General features: G+C 63.5%; 18 protein-coding genes and 1 riboswitch. Of the genes, 9 read left to right on the top strand and 9 right to left on the bottom strand.

The annotated features are described in order from the left end of the window. The 6 genes from AC1D10_RS33510 to AC1D10_RS33485 form a co-directional block, all read left to right on the top strand. A partial coding sequence (locus tag AC1D10_RS33510; protein ID WP_477279293.1) for a zinc-binding dehydrogenase occupies positions 1-449 on the top strand: 449 nt, incomplete at its 5' end. Positions 450-517: 68 nt separating this feature from the next. Beyond that, on the top strand, positions 518-1,087 hold the full coding sequence (gene gfa / locus AC1D10_RS33505) for an S-(hydroxymethyl)glutathione synthase (RefSeq protein ID WP_454588470.1): 570 nt from the start codon (positions 518-520) through the stop codon (positions 1,085-1,087). A 67-nt stretch (positions 1,088-1,154) separates the two neighbouring features. After that, entirely contained in the window at positions 1,155-1,622 is a 468-nt protein-coding gene (locus tag AC1D10_RS33500) for a YaiI/YqxD family protein (RefSeq protein WP_477279291.1), read from the top strand. Positions 1,623-1,653: 31 nt separating this feature from the next. Further along, complete coding sequence (locus AC1D10_RS33495; RefSeq protein WP_379104055.1) at positions 1,654-2,331, top strand: DUF1345 domain-containing protein; 678 nt, start codon at positions 1,654-1,656, stop codon at positions 2,329-2,331. Positions 2,332-2,428: 97 nt separating this feature from the next. Beyond that, positions 2,429-3,310, top strand: a complete 882-nt coding sequence (locus AC1D10_RS33490) for a cytochrome b/b6 domain-containing protein (RefSeq protein ID WP_477279289.1) — start codon at positions 2,429-2,431, stop codon at positions 3,308-3,310. A 1-nt stretch (position 3,311) separates the two neighbouring features. After that, positions 3,312-4,103 carry a molybdopterin-binding protein gene (locus AC1D10_RS33485; RefSeq protein WP_477279287.1) on the top strand — a complete coding sequence of 264 codons (792 nt, stop codon included), beginning with the start codon at positions 3,312-3,314 and terminating at the stop codon, positions 4,101-4,103. Positions 4,104-4,159: 56 nt separating this feature from the next. Here the strand turns inward: AC1D10_RS33485 and AC1D10_RS33480 are convergent, their stop codons facing one another. Next, a complete protein-coding gene (locus AC1D10_RS33480; protein ID WP_477279285.1) occupies positions 4,160-5,161 on the bottom strand; it encodes a hypothetical protein in 1,002 nt (333 codons plus the stop codon). A gap of 185 nt (positions 5,162-5,346) precedes the next feature. Continuing rightward, positions 5,347-5,433, top strand: a riboswitch (glycine riboswitch). Between the two features lie 149 nt (positions 5,434-5,582). Here AC1D10_RS33480 and gcvT point away from each other — a divergent pair. Genes gcvT through gcvP form a run of 3 tightly spaced genes read left to right on the top strand, consistent with a single transcriptional unit; the run spans position 5,583 to position 9,885 of the window. Further along, entirely contained in the window at positions 5,583-6,683 is a 1,101-nt protein-coding gene (gcvT, locus tag AC1D10_RS33475) for a glycine cleavage system aminomethyltransferase GcvT (protein WP_477279284.1), read from the top strand. 5 nt (positions 6,684-6,688) lie between these two features. Then, complete coding sequence (gene gcvH, locus AC1D10_RS33470; protein WP_379104044.1) at positions 6,689-7,057, top strand: glycine cleavage system protein GcvH; 369 nt, start codon at positions 6,689-6,691, stop codon at positions 7,055-7,057. Between the two features lie 17 nt (positions 7,058-7,074). After that, positions 7,075-9,885 carry an aminomethyl-transferring glycine dehydrogenase gene (gene gcvP / locus AC1D10_RS33465; protein WP_477279282.1) on the top strand — a complete coding sequence of 937 codons (2,811 nt, stop codon included), beginning with the start codon at positions 7,075-7,077 and terminating at the stop codon, positions 9,883-9,885. Here gcvP and AC1D10_RS33460 read toward each other — a convergent pair whose 3' ends face one another. From AC1D10_RS33460 to AC1D10_RS33425, 8 genes are all read right to left on the bottom strand, one after another. After that, positions 9,886-11,061, bottom strand: a complete 1,176-nt coding sequence (locus tag AC1D10_RS33460) for a GGDEF domain-containing protein (protein ID WP_477279280.1) — start codon at positions 11,059-11,061, stop codon at positions 9,886-9,888. Positions 11,062-11,226: 165 nt separating this feature from the next. Continuing rightward, on the bottom strand, positions 11,227-11,697 hold the full coding sequence (locus tag AC1D10_RS33455; protein ID WP_477279278.1) for a tetratricopeptide repeat protein: 471 nt from the start codon (positions 11,695-11,697) through the stop codon (positions 11,227-11,229). A 165-nt stretch (positions 11,698-11,862) separates the two neighbouring features. After that, entirely contained in the window at positions 11,863-12,687 is an 825-nt protein-coding gene (locus AC1D10_RS33450) for a PA3715 family protein (RefSeq protein ID WP_477279276.1), read from the bottom strand. A gap of 86 nt (positions 12,688-12,773) precedes the next feature. Continuing rightward, a complete protein-coding gene (locus tag AC1D10_RS33445; protein WP_477279274.1) occupies positions 12,774-13,736 on the bottom strand; it encodes a type II secretion system F family protein in 963 nt (320 codons plus the stop codon). Position 13,737: 1 nt separating this feature from the next. Next, entirely contained in the window at positions 13,738-14,703 is a 966-nt protein-coding gene (locus AC1D10_RS33440; RefSeq protein WP_477279272.1) for a type II secretion system F family protein, read from the bottom strand. A gap of 5 nt (positions 14,704-14,708) precedes the next feature. Beyond that, a complete protein-coding gene (locus tag AC1D10_RS33435) occupies positions 14,709-16,130 on the bottom strand; it encodes a CpaF family protein (RefSeq protein ID WP_477279270.1) in 1,422 nt (473 codons plus the stop codon). Beyond that, a complete protein-coding gene (locus AC1D10_RS33430; protein WP_477279268.1) occupies positions 16,127-17,341 on the bottom strand; it encodes a CpaE/TadZ family protein in 1,215 nt (404 codons plus the stop codon). The genes AC1D10_RS33435 and AC1D10_RS33430 overlap by 4 nt, the downstream gene beginning before the upstream one ends. Before the next feature lie 49 nt (positions 17,342-17,390). Then, positions 17,391-17,660: a hypothetical protein gene (locus tag AC1D10_RS33425; protein ID WP_477279266.1), complete on the bottom strand. Its 270-nt coding sequence runs from the start codon at positions 17,658-17,660 to the stop codon at positions 17,391-17,393. Between the last annotated feature and the right edge of the window lie 2 nt (positions 17,661-17,662).

Below are 17,662 nucleotides of genomic sequence, written 5' to 3'. Positions count from 1 at the left end.
GCGAGAAGTTCGGCATGACGCATTTCGTCAATCCCAAGGAGATCGACGGCGATGTCGTGCCTCACCTCGTCAACATGACCAAGCGCGGCGCCGACCAGATCGGCGGCGCCGACTACACCTTCGACTGCACTGGCAGCACCAAGGTGATGCGCCAGGCGCTGGAAGCGTCGCATCGCGGCTGGGGCAAGTCGGTCGTCATCGGCGTCGCCGGCGCCGGCCAGGAGATCTCGACACGGCCGTTCCAACTGGTCACTGGACGCACCTGGATGGGCACCGCCTTCGGCGGCGCGCGCGGCCGCACCGACGTGCCGAAGATCGTCGACTGGTACATGGACGGCAAGATCCAGATCGACCCGATGATCACCCACACGCTGAAGCTCGAGGACATCAACAAGGGCTTCGACCTCATGCATGAGGGCAAATCGATCCGAAGCGTCGTCGTTTACTGAGGAGGAGAAAGCCGCCGACCGAAGGGCCAGCGACTGAAGTTGCACAGGGTTCAACAAGGGAGGAATAAATGCCGGAAAAACTGCATCCGAAAATCGACAATGGGCTGCCTAAGGAAAGCGCGAGCTTTGCCGGCGGCACGCTGGTCTGCGCCTGCACCAGCAAGCCGGTGAAGGTGAAGGTCAAGGGCCAGATCGCCCACAACCATGCCTGCGGCTGCACCAAATGCTGGAAGCCGGAGGGCGCGGTGTTCTCGGTCGTTGCCGTGGCTGGCACCGGCGACGTCACCGTCACCGAGAACGGCGACAAGCTCAAAGTGGTCGACCCCAGCGCGCTGATCCAGCGTCATGCCTGCACCGGCTGCGGCGTCCACATGCACGGGCCGGTCGAGCGTGATCATCCATTCAAGGGCCTGTCCTTCATCCATCCTGAGCGCTTCGAGGAGGACGGCTGGTCGCCGCCGGGCTTCACCGCCTTCGTCTCGTCGATCATCGAATCCGGTGTCGATCCGAAGCGGATGGACGGCATCCGCGCGCAGTTGAAGTCCATCGGGCTGGAGCCCTATGACTGCCTCAATCCCGGCCTGATGGACTATATCGCCACCTGGACGGCGAAGAAGTCCGGCGCCTTGCCGGCGTAACAGCCGATCGGATCACATCCATGGGGCCGGACGAAATCGCCCGGCCCCATATTCATTGGAACCCACGATGCCCGCACCGTCAATTCTCGTCGACGCCGATGCCTGCCCGGTCAAAGCCGAGGTCGAAAAGGTCGCCGAGCGCCACGGCGTCGTTGTCACCTATGTCTCCAATGGTGGCCTGCGGCCTTCGCGCGATCCGATGATCCGCAACGTCGTGGTGTCAAAGGGCGCCGACGCCGCCGACGACTGGATCGTCGACAATGCGCACGCCAACGACATCGTGATCACATCAGACATTCCGCTCGCCGCCCGTGCGGTGGCGCTCGGTGCCCATGTGCTCGGGCCGACCGGGCGCCCTTTCACACCGGAAACGATCGGCATGGCGGTGGCGATGCGCGACCTCAAGCAGCATCTGCGCGAGACCGGCGAAAGCAAGGGCTACAATGCCAGCTTCGCGCCGCAGGACCGCTCGCGGTTTCTCGGCGAACTCGACCGCATCTTGCGGCGCGCCCTCAAATCCGCCACACCGCAGTAGAAACCGAGCGCCATCCAAGGGTGGGACCGCCATGGCTGCCGAAACCCCGACGAAGAACCCCATGCAGCGCCACATGCTGTTCGCGATGTCGTTCGGCTTCGGCGTTGTGGCACTTGTCGTGGCGTTGCTGCTGCATGCCTCGCTCGCCTATTCGATCGGCGCCAACGCATTCTTTGCCGCCTACGTCATCCTTGTCGTCGCGCAGATGCCAAAGTTCACCGGCAGGTATCTGAGCAAGAATGCGCGCGCCACCGACCAGCCGGTGCTGGTCATCTTCGCGGTGACGCTTGTCGTCGTCGGCGTTGCCACCTTCTCGCTGTTTCAACTGATCAACCAGAAAGACAGCGCTCACCCTGTCGAGCTTGGCTTTGCGCTTTTGTCGATCCCGCTCGGCTGGTTCACCATCCATGCCATGGCAGCGCTCCATTATGCCCATGTCTACTGGATGGACGGCGATGCGGTCGACGCCGAAACCAAGAAGAAAATCCCGGTCGGCGGCCTGCTGTTCCCAGGCGACAAGCGGCCGGAAGGCTGGGATTTCCTCTACTTCTCGACGGTCATCGGCATGACCGCGCAGACTGCCGACACCAACATCTCGACAACGCATATGCGTTGTGTCGTGCTTGTCCATTCGATCCTGTCGTTCTTCTTCAACACGGTGATCGTCGCCGCGGCCGTCAATCTCGCGGTCAGCCTGGGCAGCCCATAATAATTCCGTGATCGGATGAAACATCGGTTTGGTTGGCGACGTATCAGGAGGACAATGAACGCGCAGGCCACGCCGCGAGGCCGGGAGACGAGACAAGATGGAATCGGTTGCCAGAAGCCAAGCCGCCGCCGGACCGGATGCGCCCGCTTCGAATGACACAACGCTGATCTATCGGCAGTCGCGCTGGACGCGGCTGACGCACTGGATCTGGGCCATCTCGCTGTTCTTCATGCTGCTGTCCGGCCTGCAGATTTTCAACGCCCGCCCACAGCTCTACATCGGCAAGCAGTCGGGCTTCGACTACAACAACACCATCTTCGCCATAGGCGCCGAAAACACCGACGCCGGCACGCGCGGCTATACCGAAATCTTCGGGCATCGCTTCGACACCACAGGCGTGCTCGGCTGGTCCGGTCCGGCCGGCAACGAAACGGCGCGCGGCTTTCCGTCCTGGGCGACCATCCCGTCCTATTATGACCTCGGCACCGCCCGCGTCATCCATTTCTTCTTTGCCTGGATACTGACCACGACCTTGATCGTCTGGCTGGTCGCCAGCACTGTGAATGGCCATCTGCGTCGCGATCTGGCGCCGCGCCTCGACGATCTCAAGCGCCTGCCGCAGGACATCGTCGACCACGCCAAGCTCAAATTCCACCACACGCGGGAATACAACACGCTGCAGAAGATGGCCTATGGCGGCGTGCTGTTCGTGCTTTTGCCGCTGATGATCATCACCGGCCTGGCTATGTCGCCCAGCATGAACTCGGTGCTGCCGTTCCTCAACGATCTGCTCGGTGGCCGGCAGACGGCGCGCACCATCCATTTCACCGTCATGGTGCTGCTGGTCGCCTTCTTCGTCGTCCACATTCTGATGATCCTGGCTGCTGGCCCGATCAACGAACTGCGCTCGATCATCACCGGCTGGTACCGCACCGATCCTCCCGCACAGGGCGACAATTCCACCGAGAGGAGTGCGTGACATGGGTAAGTTCCAGATCAGCCGCCGGAAATTCCTGACGGGTGCCGGCCTTGGCGCCTCCGGCATCATGCTGTCGGGCTGCGACGCTTTCGACAGCCAGCTTAGCATTGGCAGCGGCCTGCGCAGCTTCCTCGAAAACGCCAATGGCCTGACATACCGGGCGCAACGCCTGCTTGCCGGCCGCGATGCGCTGGCGCCGGAATTCACCGAGGCCGATATCCGCCAGCCGCAGCGGCCGAACGGCGTCACGGCGCCGGACGACGACGTCTACAAGGGTCTACTCGCCAACAATTTCGCCGACTGGCGGCTGGAGGTTTCGGGTCTTGTCGAAAAGCCGCTGTCACTTAGCCGCGAGCAATTGATGACCATGCCGAGCCGCACCCAGATCACCCGCCACGACTGCGTCGAAGGCTGGAGTTGCATCGCCAAATGGACCGGCACGCCGCTGTCGCTGGTGCTCGACCAGGCGGTGGTCAAGCCGCAGGCCCGCTACGTCATGTTCCATTGTCTCGACACGATCGACCGCAGTCTCTCCGGCGACATCAAATACTACGGCACGATCGACCTGATCGACGCCCGCCACCCGCAGACGATCCTTGCCTATGGGCTGAATGGCAAGCCGCTGCCGGTCGAGAACGGCGCGCCGCTGCGTGTCCGCGTCGAGCGTCAGCTTGGCTACAAGATGCCGAAATATCTCTACAAGATCGAGCTGGTCGACGGCTTCGCCAATGTCGGCGGCGGCAGGGGTGGCTATTGGGAAGACAATGGCTACGACTGGTACGGTGGAATCTGAACCGCAAAGCGCAAGATGATGATCGGCCCGGGGGCGTAGCGAGCGCCGCCGCGTGTTCAGGCTACCTTGTCGAGCAGCGGCTTCAGCGCCGGGTGGATTTCTGGCGAGGCATGCTTGATCAGGGTCAGCAGCGCGCGCTCGTTCTCGTACAGCGGCCTGTCCGCCCCGATGTGCTCGATCAGCCAGCTGGCTTCGCCGGCATCGATCGTCTCGGCGCGGCGCGCCAGGGCTTCAGTCGCCCTGTTCTTGGCTTCCCACTCGGCCTCGATGTCGTCGGGGGACCGGTAGGCCTCCATGATGCCGGCGAGGCCGCCGGAGACCATGCGGCTGAAGAAGCCGCCGATTTCCGGATCGGCGTGTTCCAGGAAGGCATCACGGCGCAGCGCCACATCGCGTGTCGGCGCCTCATAGCCGGCCGAGCACATGACGAAATTGGCGATCGCCTTGACGAACAGATCGTTCCAGGACGGATCGTTCTCGGCCTGGGCTGTCCGCTCATTGATCTTGAACAGCACTTCGGCCTCGGCACGGGTGATGGCGATGTTGCCGTCACCGCCATGTGCGTGGAGGATCCGGCGCAAAAGCTCGACCTCCGCCTTGGCGATCAGTCCGGGAACCAGCGCACCGCCAAGCATGAGCGGCCCCTTGCCGTCGATGACGGCGTGGGCGACCTGCTCCAGCGCATAGACGCAAAGCTGGCTCAGCGACGATCTCGCCTCTTCCAGCACATGGACCAGCAGCTCGAGTTCGGTGCGGCTGTCGACCATGCCGTCTCGCGAGATCGTGCGGATCAGCCACTCGGCATTGTCCTGCGAGATGTAGCCCGACGGCTTTTCCTGGTGGACGATGTAGTCGGTGACCGCTTCGACGAAAAAGCCCGGCCATTCCTGGCACTTCTCCTTCGCCGTGGCGTCGAGCGCGAACAGTGCCTCGGCCTCGCCGCGCGTCACCACGCCATCGCCGAACACTTCATGGCGCAACATGGCCACGTCTTCCCTGGTGATGCGGCTTTTCGAGGTCAGCCCCGCCACCGGCGCACTCATGATCAATTCGCCCATTTGTCGTCCCCGTCCGCTGCCGGCAAGCGCCGGCGCAAAGCCTCATGGCTGCCAACATATCAGCAGTGTCTTGAAAATCCGGCAAACGGCGTGGTTAGCGAAGACTTGTCAGCAACACGTCGCAGGCAGGTGACAATGTGTCGTCGACGGGCTATGGATGACGAGTCGAGGGCTCTTGCGAGTCCTACCTGTTTGCGGGAGAGAGCAGCGAAAGCTGCCGCCGAAGGGGAAATCGCCCGAAATCTCTCAGGCAAAAGAACCGTAGACGGGAAAGACACTCTGGAAAGTCGGGGCTTGCCCCCGCGCCGAAGGTGTAAGCGCCGCTGACAGAGTTCCGGTTGCGCGAGTCTCTCAGGCTTCAGACAGAGGGGCACGGACTGGTCGCCATTCGCGGCCGATTGCGTGCGACTCTGGAGATGACATGACGGGCGACGACACCAAACACCTTCCCCTGGAAGATATCCACGTAGCCGCCGGTGCACGCTTTGGCGCCTTTGCCGGCTGGTCGATGCCGCTGACCTATCCGGCCGGCGTCATGAAGGAGCATCTTCACACCCGCGAGCATGCCGGCCTGTTCGACATCTCGCATATGAAACTGTTCGAGATCAGCGGGCGCGAAGTGGTTGCGTTGCTCAACCGCGCCTGTCCTGTGGATGCCGGCGCGCTCGAAATCTCGCAGTCCAAACTGTCCTTCTTCCTCAATGAAGCAGGAGGCATTCTGGACGACCTGATCGTCACCAGGCTGGGCGACCAGCGCTTCATGGTGGTCGCCAACGCAGGCAACGCCGTGGCCGACGAAAAGCATTTGCGTGCGCTTGCCGCGGATTTCGACGCCAGGGTCGAGCCACTCGATCGCGTCTTCCTTGCCGTCCAGGGCCCGGAAGCCTGGGCAGCCCTTTCCCGCGCCGGCATCGAGACCGGCTCACTGCTGTTCATGCATGGGGTCGAGCCACGGCAGAACTGGTTCATGAGCCGCTCCGGCTACACCGGCGAAGACGGTTTCGAGATCGGCCTGCCAGAGACAGATGCGCGCGACCTCGTCGCGAAATTGCTCGGCGATGAGCGCGTGCTGTGGATCGGCCTTGCCGCTCGCGACAGCCTCCGACTGGAGGCTGGGCTGTGCCTGCACGGCCAGGACATCACACCGGAGACCGACCCGGCCAGCGCCGGACTGACGTGGGCGATCCCGAAAGATATCCGCGCCTCCGGCGCTTTCATCGGCGCCGACGCCCTGCGAGCCGCCGTAGAACGGGGACCCGCGCAAAGGCGGGTTGGGTTGAAGCCGGAGGGCCGCCAGCCGGTACGCGCCGGCGCCGCGCTCTTCGATGCCGACGGCAATCCCGCCGGTCATGTCACGTCAGGCGGCTTCGGCCCCTCGGCCGGCCATCCGGTAGCCATGGGTTATGTCGCAACGCCGCTGGCAAAGCCCGGCACACGGGTTTTCGCCGACGTGCGCGGCACGAAAATCCCTGTCGATATCAGCTCCCTGCCCTTCACACCGCATCGCTACCGCAAAGGATGAATCCGATGGCAAAGACCTATTTCACCGAAGATCACGAATGGCTCCGCGTCGAGGGCGGCATCGCCACGGTCGGCATCACCGACTACGCGCAGGAGCAGCTTGGTGATCTCGTCTTCGTCGAACTGCCCGAAACGGGCAAAAAGCTCGCCAAGGGCGATACCGCCGTGGTGGTCGAGTCCGTCAAAGCGGCATCCGACGTCTACGCGCCGGTCGACGGCGAAATCACCGAGGCCAACGGCACGCTTTCGTCGGATCCATCGCTGGTCAATTCGGCGGCAACCGGCGCCGGTTGGTTGTGGAAGATGAAGCTGGCCAATGAGAGCCAGTTGGAAGGCCTCATGGATGAGGCCGCCTACCTGGCCCACATCGGCTGAAAGCAGGACCAAAAAAGATGACCGCAGCACTCACCCCCTTCTCGGCCCGCCACATTGGCCCCGGCCTCAACGATGTCAGAGCCATGCTGGCCGTGATCGGCGTTCCCTCGGTTGAGACGCTGATCAGCCAGGCCGTGCCGAGATCGATCCGCCTCGACTTGCCGCTGAACCTGCCCGTGCCGGCCAGCGAAGCTGAAGCCCTGGCCGAATTGTCAGCGACGATGGCAAAGAACACGGTGTTGAAGAGCTTCATCGGCGCCGGCTATCACGGTGTCGATGTGCCGCCGGTGATCCAGCGCAATCTGTTCGAGAACCCGGCCTGGTACACGGCCTACACGCCCTACCAGGCCGAGATCAGCCAGGGCCGGCTCGAAATGCTGTTCAATTTCCAGACCCTGGTCGCAGAGCTGACCGGTCTGCCGGTGGCTTCGGCCTCGCTACTCGATGAAGCCACCGCCGTCGCGGAGGCGGTCGGCATCGCGCTGCGCCATCATCGCGACAAGCGCACCAAGGTGGCGCTGGCCGGCACGCCGCATCCGCAGACGCTGGATGTCGTGCGCACCCGCGCAGAACCGCTCGACATCGAGATCGACGGCGAGACGATCGACGACAACACCGCCGCCCTGCTGGTCTCCTGGCCGGACACGTTCGGCGTCTATGGCGACCACAAGGCAGCGATCGAGAAGGCTCGCGCCACCGGCGCACTGGTCATCTTCATTGCCGATCCGCTCGGCCTGACGCTGACCGACGCACCGGCGAAACTCGGCGCCGACATCGCCGTCGGCCCGATGCAGCGCTTCGGCGTGCCGATGGGCTTTGGCGGCCCGCACGCCGCCTATTGCGCCGTCTCCGACAAGCTGACCCGGCTGATGCCCGGCCGCCTCGTCGGCCAATCGACCGACAGCAAGGGCCGCCCGGGCTATCGTCTTGCGCTGCAGACGCGCGAGCAGCACATCCGCCGCGACAAGGCGACCTCCAACATCTGCACCGCGCAGGCGCTGCTCGCCAATATGGCGACGGCCTATGCCATCTGGCACGGCCCTGCCGGATTGCAGGCGATCGCCGGACGCATCCATGGGCTGGCCAACCGCCTGGCCGCCGGTCTAAAGGCATCAGGTGTTTCGGTGCTCGGTGCCAGCCGCTTCGACACGGTGACGGCGGAGGTCAAAGGCAAGGCCGCGGCAATCGCATCTGCCGCTGAAAAGACCGGCCGGCTGTTGCGCATCATCGACGCCGACCATGTCGCCGTCTGTTTCGACGAGACCTCGACCGATGCCGATGTGGAGGCGATCGCCGCGCTGTTTGGCGCCAAGGCTGGGACCGCCGCTGCCAGCACCGTGCCTGGCAAGCCGCGTGGCAAGGAGTTCCTCACCCAACCCGTCTTCCACGAGAACCACTCGGAAACCGAGATGATGCGCTTCCTGCGCAGGCTGGCCGATAAGGATCTGGCGCTCGACCGCGCCATGATCCCGCTCGGATCCTGCACCATGAAGCTCAACGCCGCCGCCGAGATGATGCCGGTCAGCTGGCCAAGCATTGCCAATCTCCATCCCTTCGCGCCGGCCGCGCACTCGGCTGGCTATCGCGCCATGATCGGCGAACTGGAAGGATGGCTGTCGGAGATCACCGGCTTCGACGCCGTCACCTTGCAGCCCAATGCCGGCAGCCAGGGCGAATATGCCGGCCTGCTTGCCATTCGCGGCTACCACCGCTCGCGTGGCGACAGCCATCGCACCGTCTGCCTGATCCCGTCCTCGGCGCATGGCACCAATCCGGCGAGTGCGGCGATGGCGGGCATGAGCGTCGTCGTCGTGCGCTGCAGCGAGGATGGCAATATCGACATGGACGATATGAGGGCCAAGGCCAATGAGCATTCAAGAAATCTCGCGGCGCTGATGTTCACCTATCCCTCGACGCATGGCGTCTACGAGGAAGGCGCGCGCCACCTCTGCGCCCTCATTCACGAGCATGGCGGCCAGGTCTATTTCGACGGCGCCAACCTCAACGCCCTGGTCGGTCTCGCCCGCCCCGGCGACATCGGCGCCGACGTCTGCCATATGAACCTGCACAAGACCTTCTGCATCCCGCATGGCGGCGGCGGCCCGGGCGTCGGCCCGATCGGCGTCAAGGCGCATCTGCAGCCGTATCTGCCGGGCCACGTCACCGAAGGCTCGGGCCATGCGGTGTCGGCCGCCCCTTTCGGCAGCGCTTCGATCCTGCCGATCACCTGGATGTACATCCGCATGATGGGCGCTTCCGGCCTGAAGCAGGCTACGGAAACCGCCATCATCTCGGCCAACTATGTGGCGACGCGGCTCGCGCCGCATTTCCCGCTTCTCTACAAGGGCAGGCACGATCGCATCGCGCATGAATGCATCCTCGACACCCGCGTGCTCAAGGACAGCGCCGGCATCAGCGTCGACGACATCGCCAAACGGCTGATCGACTATGGTTTCCATGCGCCGACCATGTCTTTCCCGGTCGCCGGCACGCTGATGGTGGAGCCGACCGAGTCCGAGCCCAAGCGCGAACTCGACCGTTTTTGCGAGGCAATGATCGCCATCGCTGGCGAGGCCGCCAAGGTGGCCAAGGGCGAATGGCCCTTGGCCGACAACCCGCTGGTCAATGCACCGCACACAGCCGCCGAGGCACTGGCCAGCCAGTGGAGCCATCCCTATTCGCGGCTGGAGGCGGCCTACCCCGCCGGTGACGCCGACACAGCAGCCAAATACTGGCCGCCGGTGTCGCGCATCGACAATGTTGCCGGCGACCGCAACCTGGTCTGTTCCTGCCCCCCGCTGTCGGACTATCTGGGTGCGGCGGAATAACTACGCTGAGCGCAAGGCCGGCTTCACCGGTTCGGCCTTGCCCGTCCTTTTGCGGCTGATGACGCAATTTCGCCCGGCGCGCTTGGCGGCATAGAGCGCTGCGTCGGCCTCGGCCAGCACGTCATCGAGGCTGCGGCCGTCGGCCTCGCCAAAGCCGATGCCGCCGCTGACCGTGCTGCGCAACGGACCAATCTGGGTGGCAACGATTTCGGTGCCGAAGGCGACGCCGATCTTGCTGGCGAGATCGTAGGCCCTTTCATCCGTCATCCGCGATATGACAACGGCGAATTCCTCGCCGCCGAGGCGAAAGGCGTCGACGCCGGTTCTGGCATATTTCTTGATGACCGCGGCGAAGCGGCACAGGACCTGGTCGCCGACCGGGTGACCGTAGACGTCGTTCGTCCGCTTGAAGTGGTCGAGGTCAAACATGACGACGAACATGAATGGACCGAAACTCCGCTCCCCATAGAGCGATTTCAGCGCCCGACGGTTCATCAACCCCGTCAGCGGGTCGGTCATGGTCTCGGCCTTCAGCTCGATCTGCGCCTGCAGATGATGGAGGGAGAGCGTCAACGCGCCGAGCCCGGTCATGCAAGCCACCGCCACCACGGAATTCAGCCGTTCGGCCCAGTTGTCGGGTGCGACCGCGAGCACCCACTGCCCCCTGCCCAGCAGAACCATGCCACAGAGCGCAAAGGACACCGCACAGGTGCCGCTCAGAAACGAAACCACCAGCAGGATCCGGCGATCATGGCTGCCGTTGATCCAGAACATCGCGCCGATCGCCGACAGCAGCGCCGTTACCGTCGCGTAGGTGATGATGAAGCCGACACCATCAAGGCCGATGAAGGTCACGGCCGCACAGACCGCCATGGCGGCAAGGGTCGGTGCAAAGGCACGTCGATAGCCAGGCACGCCGAGATATTGCATGGCCGACAAGCAGATGATCAGGAATCCCAGGCTCAGCAGCACGAGCACGATCTGGCAGAGCAGTGGATCAGGCACCTTGGTGTATCGCCAGAACAGGATCACATGCGCGACGAGCACCAGAATGCCGCACGCCACGGTCAGGACGAAGCCCGCCTTGGGCGCGGTGCACCAGATCGCGAACATGGTAACGCTCAGGCAGATCCCCGACAGCGCGGCCGCGAGCAGGAGCGAACTGAAGTCCAGCATGTCAGGCGAGAGCCTCTCGAGCGTCGGTGGGTGCGCTGCATTCTAGGTCAGCGGCAGCCCTCGGATACGGTTTTCGGCCGACCTTTCGACGCAACCTGCGGATAGGGTTTACAAAGCGTCGATGCCCTGTGTCCCGAAACCGCACCCTTGGACGCGACGACCGGATCAGCCCTTGTTCAGCAGAGCGAGATTGGCGTTGACGACCGTGGGATCGGCCATGCCGGCCTTCGCTTCGAGCAGCAGCGCCTTGGCCTTCTTGCGATTGCCACGCAACAGTTGCGAATACCCCATGTTGTTGACGATCTGCGGCTTGCGGCCGGCGACTTTCAAAAGCTGGTTGTAGGCACGGTCAGCAAAGTCGAAGCGGCCAAGCTCGTCATACGAAGCGGCGAGCCCCATCCAGGCTTCGGCATTGTCGGCCTTCAACTCGACAGCCTTGCGGAAATGCTGTTCGGCGAGGCCGTAATTGGCGTCGCGAAACTGCGCCTTGCCTTCCGCCAGTTCGGAGGCGTCGATGTCCTTTGCCGCCGGTTGGATGGCGGTGGTCTTGGTCGTATCGACGCTGCCCGTCGTACAGCCAGACATAATCAAGACGGCCGCCAACGCGGCCATTGCCGAGAAGTTACTGTGACGCATGCCCCTGCCTCATCGCCCGATTTGCCGGGTCGTTCTTCGGGAAACACACTACATCCGAGCGATTAAACTTCGGTGCCGAAATGCGCTTAAAATTAGGCTTCGGGCACACCGGCCATTAACCACCAGGCCGCGAACCTCCGAGTGAAGACCTGTTTTCCCGCGTTCTCACGGCCCCAGGGCTTTGAGCGCCGCCGGAACCGGATAGCGGCTGCCGTCATAGCGCAGCCGATAGGACCGCTTTACGGACTTGCCGGGATGGGACTGGCACTCACCATTCTTGTCGGGCAAGGGATTGTCGGTATCCGTCCGCTGGACCACGGTGATGTCGTGGTAGCCATGATGTTTCGGCGAGCTCATCCCCAGGCTGACCTGGCTGGTATGAAAGGACCCGGCGCAATTGGTATCGCCTTCGCCGCCATTGTCGGCCACGACGAGGCCGTCGAGCACCAACCGCAGGGCATTGCCGTCGAGGGCATAGAGCCGCAGGTCGGTTTCGCTGAAGGGGTTGGGCAGCGAATTGTTTGCCATTTCGATGCGCAGGCCAAAGGCGGTGACAGCCGGCGACAGCGCGTAGCGGCCGGTATCGAATTCGATCTTGCGGATGGCGACGGCATCATCGTTCATCAGCCCTGGCTGCAGCAGGCGCTGGCGCACCTGCCGGCTCGTCCTGTCGACGACCAGGATCTCGATATCGCCGACATGCTCGCCGTCGCCGGATTTGACGCTGTCGATCAGCGGCACTGCAACCAGCAGCAGGTCGTCATGCGCCGGCCAGATCTTGCAGACCACCCCCGGCCTATCGTAATCCGTGAGCGCCAGGGCGATGCTGATATCGGGTTCGAGCGTCAACGCGGCGCTGTCGCTGCTCTTCCGGGCCTTGGGATAGGCCTGCTGCACGAGGGCGACAACATCGCCGCAATCGCCGGCCGCGGCCCAGGCTGGCGACAGACTGGCTGTAGCGAGACCGAGGAAGAGGGTGCGCAACAGCATTCGCATGGGCTTCTCACTCATTTGCGGACTTTGCCGATCCCGATGTAGGGCTGTTCAGGCCGGGCCCACCTGAATATCAGCATTTCCTAGTGCGTCGTCATTTTGACGATGATCGGAATGATCGCAATCATCAGCACCACCGGCAGGATGCACACCGTCACCGGCACCGACATCTTGGCCGGCAGGGCGTGCGCCTTCTCCTCGGCCAGCGACATGCGCTTGTGGCGCATTTCATCGGAAAAGACGCGCAGCGCCCCCGACAGGCTGGTGCCGAGCTCCTTCGATTGCTGCAGCAGCGTGGCGAAGGACCGCACCTCGTCAAGGCTGAGGCGGTCGGCCAGCGCCTTCAGCGCATCGTCGAGGCTGCGCCCGGCCCGCAGTTCCAGCGACACGAGCTGCAGGTTCTGGCTGAGCGCGGGATAGGTCTTGGCGAGTTCCTTGGAGACGCGCTCGATGCCAGCCTCCATGCTCATGCCGGCATCCGAGCAGACGATCATCAGGTCCATGAAATCGGGAAAACCGTTGCGGTATTCGCGCCGCTTTTCCCGCCCCCTCTGGCTCAGCACGAGGCCAGGGAAGAAATAGCCCGCCACTCCCGACAAGATGACGAAGGCCCAGCGGCTGGCCATCGTCGAGTCGGGGCTGCCGAGCCATTGATTGAGCACAAATGCGCAGATCGCTGAGCCGACCATCGCGGCGAAGCGTACGAGAAAGAACATGCCGACCGCACGCGGCTCCATGTAGCCCGCCTGGATGAGCTTCATGCGCAGCCGGGCGACATTTTCCGGATCGCTCTTGGCGTAGAATTCCTGCGCCCTCTTCACCGCCTTCTCGCGCACGATGCCGGCATTCTTCTTCTGCACCGGCTCGGGCTTCGCGGCCACCGGACCGTCATCCACCTTGAGTCGGCGCTTGACCTCGTTGTGATCGCTCTTCGCCGTCACCATTGGCCATGCAACGGCGACAGCGCCCAGAGCCAGCAGCAGGACGGCCGCCGGCATCAGCGAGGTCGGCGCAAGCGAAGCGAGGAATTCGATGAAGCCTTGCATGTCAGAACCTGAAATTCGACATCTTGAACATCATCAGATTGCCCAGCATCAGCCAGGCGATTGAGCCGCCAATCAGGTACCAGGTCTTCGGCTCACCCCAGACGTCGCGGTAGAAGCCCGGCATCAGTGCCATGATGGCGGCAAACAGCAGCGCCGGTATCGCCGTCAGGATGTAGGCCGACATGCGGCCTTCAGTCGAAATGGCGCGCACCTTGCGGCGCAGCTTGCCGCGCTCGCGGATCGTCAACGCCAGGCCGTCGAGGATTTCGCGCAGATTGCCGCCCGAACTGCTCTGGATCGAGACGGCGGTAACGAACAGCGGCAGGTCCTCATGGCCGACCCGGTCGAACAGCGAATTCAAGGCCGTAACCAGATCCGACCCATAGGTCACCTCGTCGGCGATGACGCCGAACTCGGTGCCGATCGGGTCGGGCATTTCGCGCGACACCATGGCGATCGCCACCGGCACCGGATGGCCGGCCTTCAGGCCACGCGTGATCAATTCCAGCGCCTCCGGCAATTGCGTGCCGAACCGCTTCAGCCTGCGGCCGCGTTTGAAGCGCAGCGCCATCACCGACAGCACCGGCACAAGCATGACAAACAGGATAAGCCCGAGCAGTGGCGGCATGCCGTACCAGATGGCCGCCAGAGCCGCGGCGAATGCCACGCCACAGGTGATCATCAGGAATTTCGGCAGCGGCATGATCATGCCCGACTGGGTTCGCAGGGCGCGGAACCGGTCCGGCGAAAACAGCGACGTGCCCGCATCCAGGCCGCGCTCCTTGCGCAGCTGGACAAGCACTTGCTCCTGGCTGATCCTTTTGTCCTGCAGTTTCATGCGCCGGTTGATCGCGGTACGCTTGTCGCTGCGGCCGGCAAAAAGCAGGTAGCAGGCTTCGGCGATCAGGATGCCGGTAAGCGCTGCCGCGGCATAGACGACGTAGATCGCGCTGAGTCCGTCGAACACCTGGGCTACTCCTGCGGCCGGCCGGGTTCGAAGTATCGTCCGGGGAACTCGATGCCCATGGCGCGCAAATCCTCGAGGAAACGCGGCCGGATGCCGGTCGCCTCGTAGTGGCCGAGGATCTTGCCATCGGCCTCCATGCCGGTGCGCACGAAGCGGAAGATCTCCTGCATCTGGATGACGTCGCCTTCCATGCCGGTCACCTCGGCGACGCTGGTCACCTTGCGCTTGCCGTCGGACAGGCGCGTCAGCTGCACGATGAGGTCGAGCGCACTGGCGATCTGGCTGCGGATCGACTGCACCGTCATCGGCATGCCGGTCATGCCGAGCATCTGCTCGAGGCGTGAAATGGCGTCGCGAGGCGTGTTGGCATGGATGGTCGCCATCGATCCCTCATGGCCGGTGTTCATCGCCTGCAGCATGTCGAAGGCTTCCTCGCCACGGCACTCGCCGAGGATGACGCGATCTGGGCGCATGCGCAGCGCGTTCTTGACCAGATCGCGCTGCTTCAGCTCGCCATGGCCTTCGATGTTGGCGGGACGCGTCTCCATGCGCGCCACATGCGGCTGCTGCAGCTGAAGCTCGGCTGCATCCTCGATGGTGATCAACCGCTCATCTTCCGGGATGAAGGCCGACAGCGCGTTGAGCATGGTCGTCTTGCCGGTGCCGGTGCCGCCCGAAATAATCGTCGTCTTGCGGGCATGCACGGCCGCCGCCAGCACTTCAGCCATGTTCTGGGTGATGGCGCCGAATTCAACCAGCTTGTGCAGGCCGAGCTTGTTCTTGGAGAACTTGCGGATCGACACCAGCGGCCCGTCGACCGCGACCGGGCGGATCGCCGCGTTGAAACGCGAACCGTCCAGCATGCGCGCATCGACCATCGGCTGCGATTCGTCGACCCGGCGACCGACCGCGGCAACGATCTTGTTGATGATGCGCAGCAGATGCGCCTCGTCCTTGAAAGGAATATGGACCGGCGTCAGCTTGCCCTTCTTTTCGACAAAGCAGTTCTGGTGGCCGTTGATCAGGATGTCGTTGATATCGGGGTCCTTGAGCAACGGCTCCAGCGGACCGAGGCCGACCATCTCGTCGACAATGTCGTCGACCAGCGCGTCAAGCTCGACGGTATTGATCGCCATCCGCTCCTGCTTGGTCTTTTCCGACACGAAATCATGCACTTGCCGGCGCATCTCATCCTTGGGCAAACGCTCCAGCGCGACAAGATTGATCTCCTCGAGCAGCAATCGGTGGATACGCACGCGCGCATCGAGCACCTTGTTGGCATTCTTTGCCGGTGTTGCTTCCGGCTTTGCCGGCAGCGCCTTTCGGTTCGTCGGAATGACGACCGCATGATGCGGGATCGGCATTGGTTCGGCGGCGCGCTGCGGGCGCGCATCGCGGTTCTGCAGGGTGGAAAAGCGGCTGGTCATCCGGCCTTCCTCTTCAGCAATCCCCGGCCCATGCCAAACAGCGAGCGCGACTTCGCCCGCGGTTGGACTGCTTCCTCCGGCAGGATGATCTTCTTCAGATCGTTGATGACATTGGCGTTCGGGTCGATCTCGTGCAGCGGCACGCCGCGATCGACCGCCTCGCGCACCAGCCGGTAGTTGTTGGCGATGCCGCCGACGAAATGCTCACCGAGGATTTCCTGGACGTCCGCCTGCTTGATGCCGTTGTCGAACATCTTCTGCTCGAAACGGTTGACGATGACGTTCGGCTTCACTTCCTTGCCGGCGGTCTCGTAGACCGCCTGGATCAGGCGCTGCGTGTGGCGCAGACACGGCACCGTCATTTCGGCGACGATATAGAGCTTGTTGGAACCGAGCAGCACGGTCTCCGTCCATGGAAACCAGGTGCGCGGCATGTCGATGACGACATTGTCGAAATAGGCCGAAACAAGGTCCAGCATGCGCACCACGACGTCGGTCTTGAACGAGCGCATTTCCGCCGGATGCGTCGGCGCCGCCAGCACGCAAAGCCCGCTGGCATGCTTCGACAGCATCACGTCGAGCAGTTGCCGGTCGAGGCGTTCGGGCTGGTTTTCGATCTCGGTGATGTCGAAACGCGGTTCGAGGTCGAGATATTCGGCACAGGCGCCCTGCTGGAAATTGAGGTCGACCACGCAAGTCGACGCGCCGCGCGTCACCGAGTGATGCAGCTGGAAGGCGGTCTGCAGGGCCAGCGTCGTGGTGCCGACACCGCCCGCGGCCGGCATGAAGGTGTAGATCTGCGACTCGGTGTTCTCCTCGCGCCCGGGGCCTTGCAGCGCCCGCACCACGGAGCGCACCAGGTCAGCGGTGGTGATCGGCTTGACCAGGAAATCCGCGACCTTGAGCTGCACCAGGATACGCACGGCGGCGGCATTGAACTCCTGGGTGACGACGACGACCGGGACCTTGTCCTCCAGCCGGCGCATGATGCGCTGCAGCGACTCGACCTCCTCCAGCCTTGCCGCATCCATGTCGACGATGATGGCGCCGAAGTCAGCTTCCTGGATCTCGCCGCGCAGCTCCGTGATACTCTTTTCCACTGTCGAGAGCTGGATGATCTCGGAGGCGGCGAATGCGGTCCGCGTATCCTGCACAAAGGTCCTGTCGGTCGATACGAGCAGGATCTTCCTGGTCTTGGTGCCGTTTGCCATTCTGTCAGCCTGTCAGGTCGATCGACCGTTGAATCAGTTGCCCGCGAGATCAGTTGCTTGTGGTGGATTGCGACGCCTTCGCGCTGGCCGCCTGATCGGGGGTGATGACCGCCGCTTCGCCGCGCTGGGCGGGAACAAGAAGTTTTGTGTTCTGGACACCGTATTTCCAGGGATCGACCATCTGCATGGCGGTGTTGGCGGCTTGCGCATTGCCAGCGGCGGACGACACCCCTTCGGTGCGCACATAGTCGTCGCTGGTGCAGCCGGCGGCGAGGCCGGCCAGCAGCAAGGCGATGCTCGATCTCAAGACCAGACGCATGG

The sequence above is a fragment of the Mesorhizobium sp. P2_A8 genome, from assembly GCF_056404935.1.
Note: the sequence above shows the minus strand (reverse complement) of the source record. Positions and strands in the feature narration are given on the sequence as shown.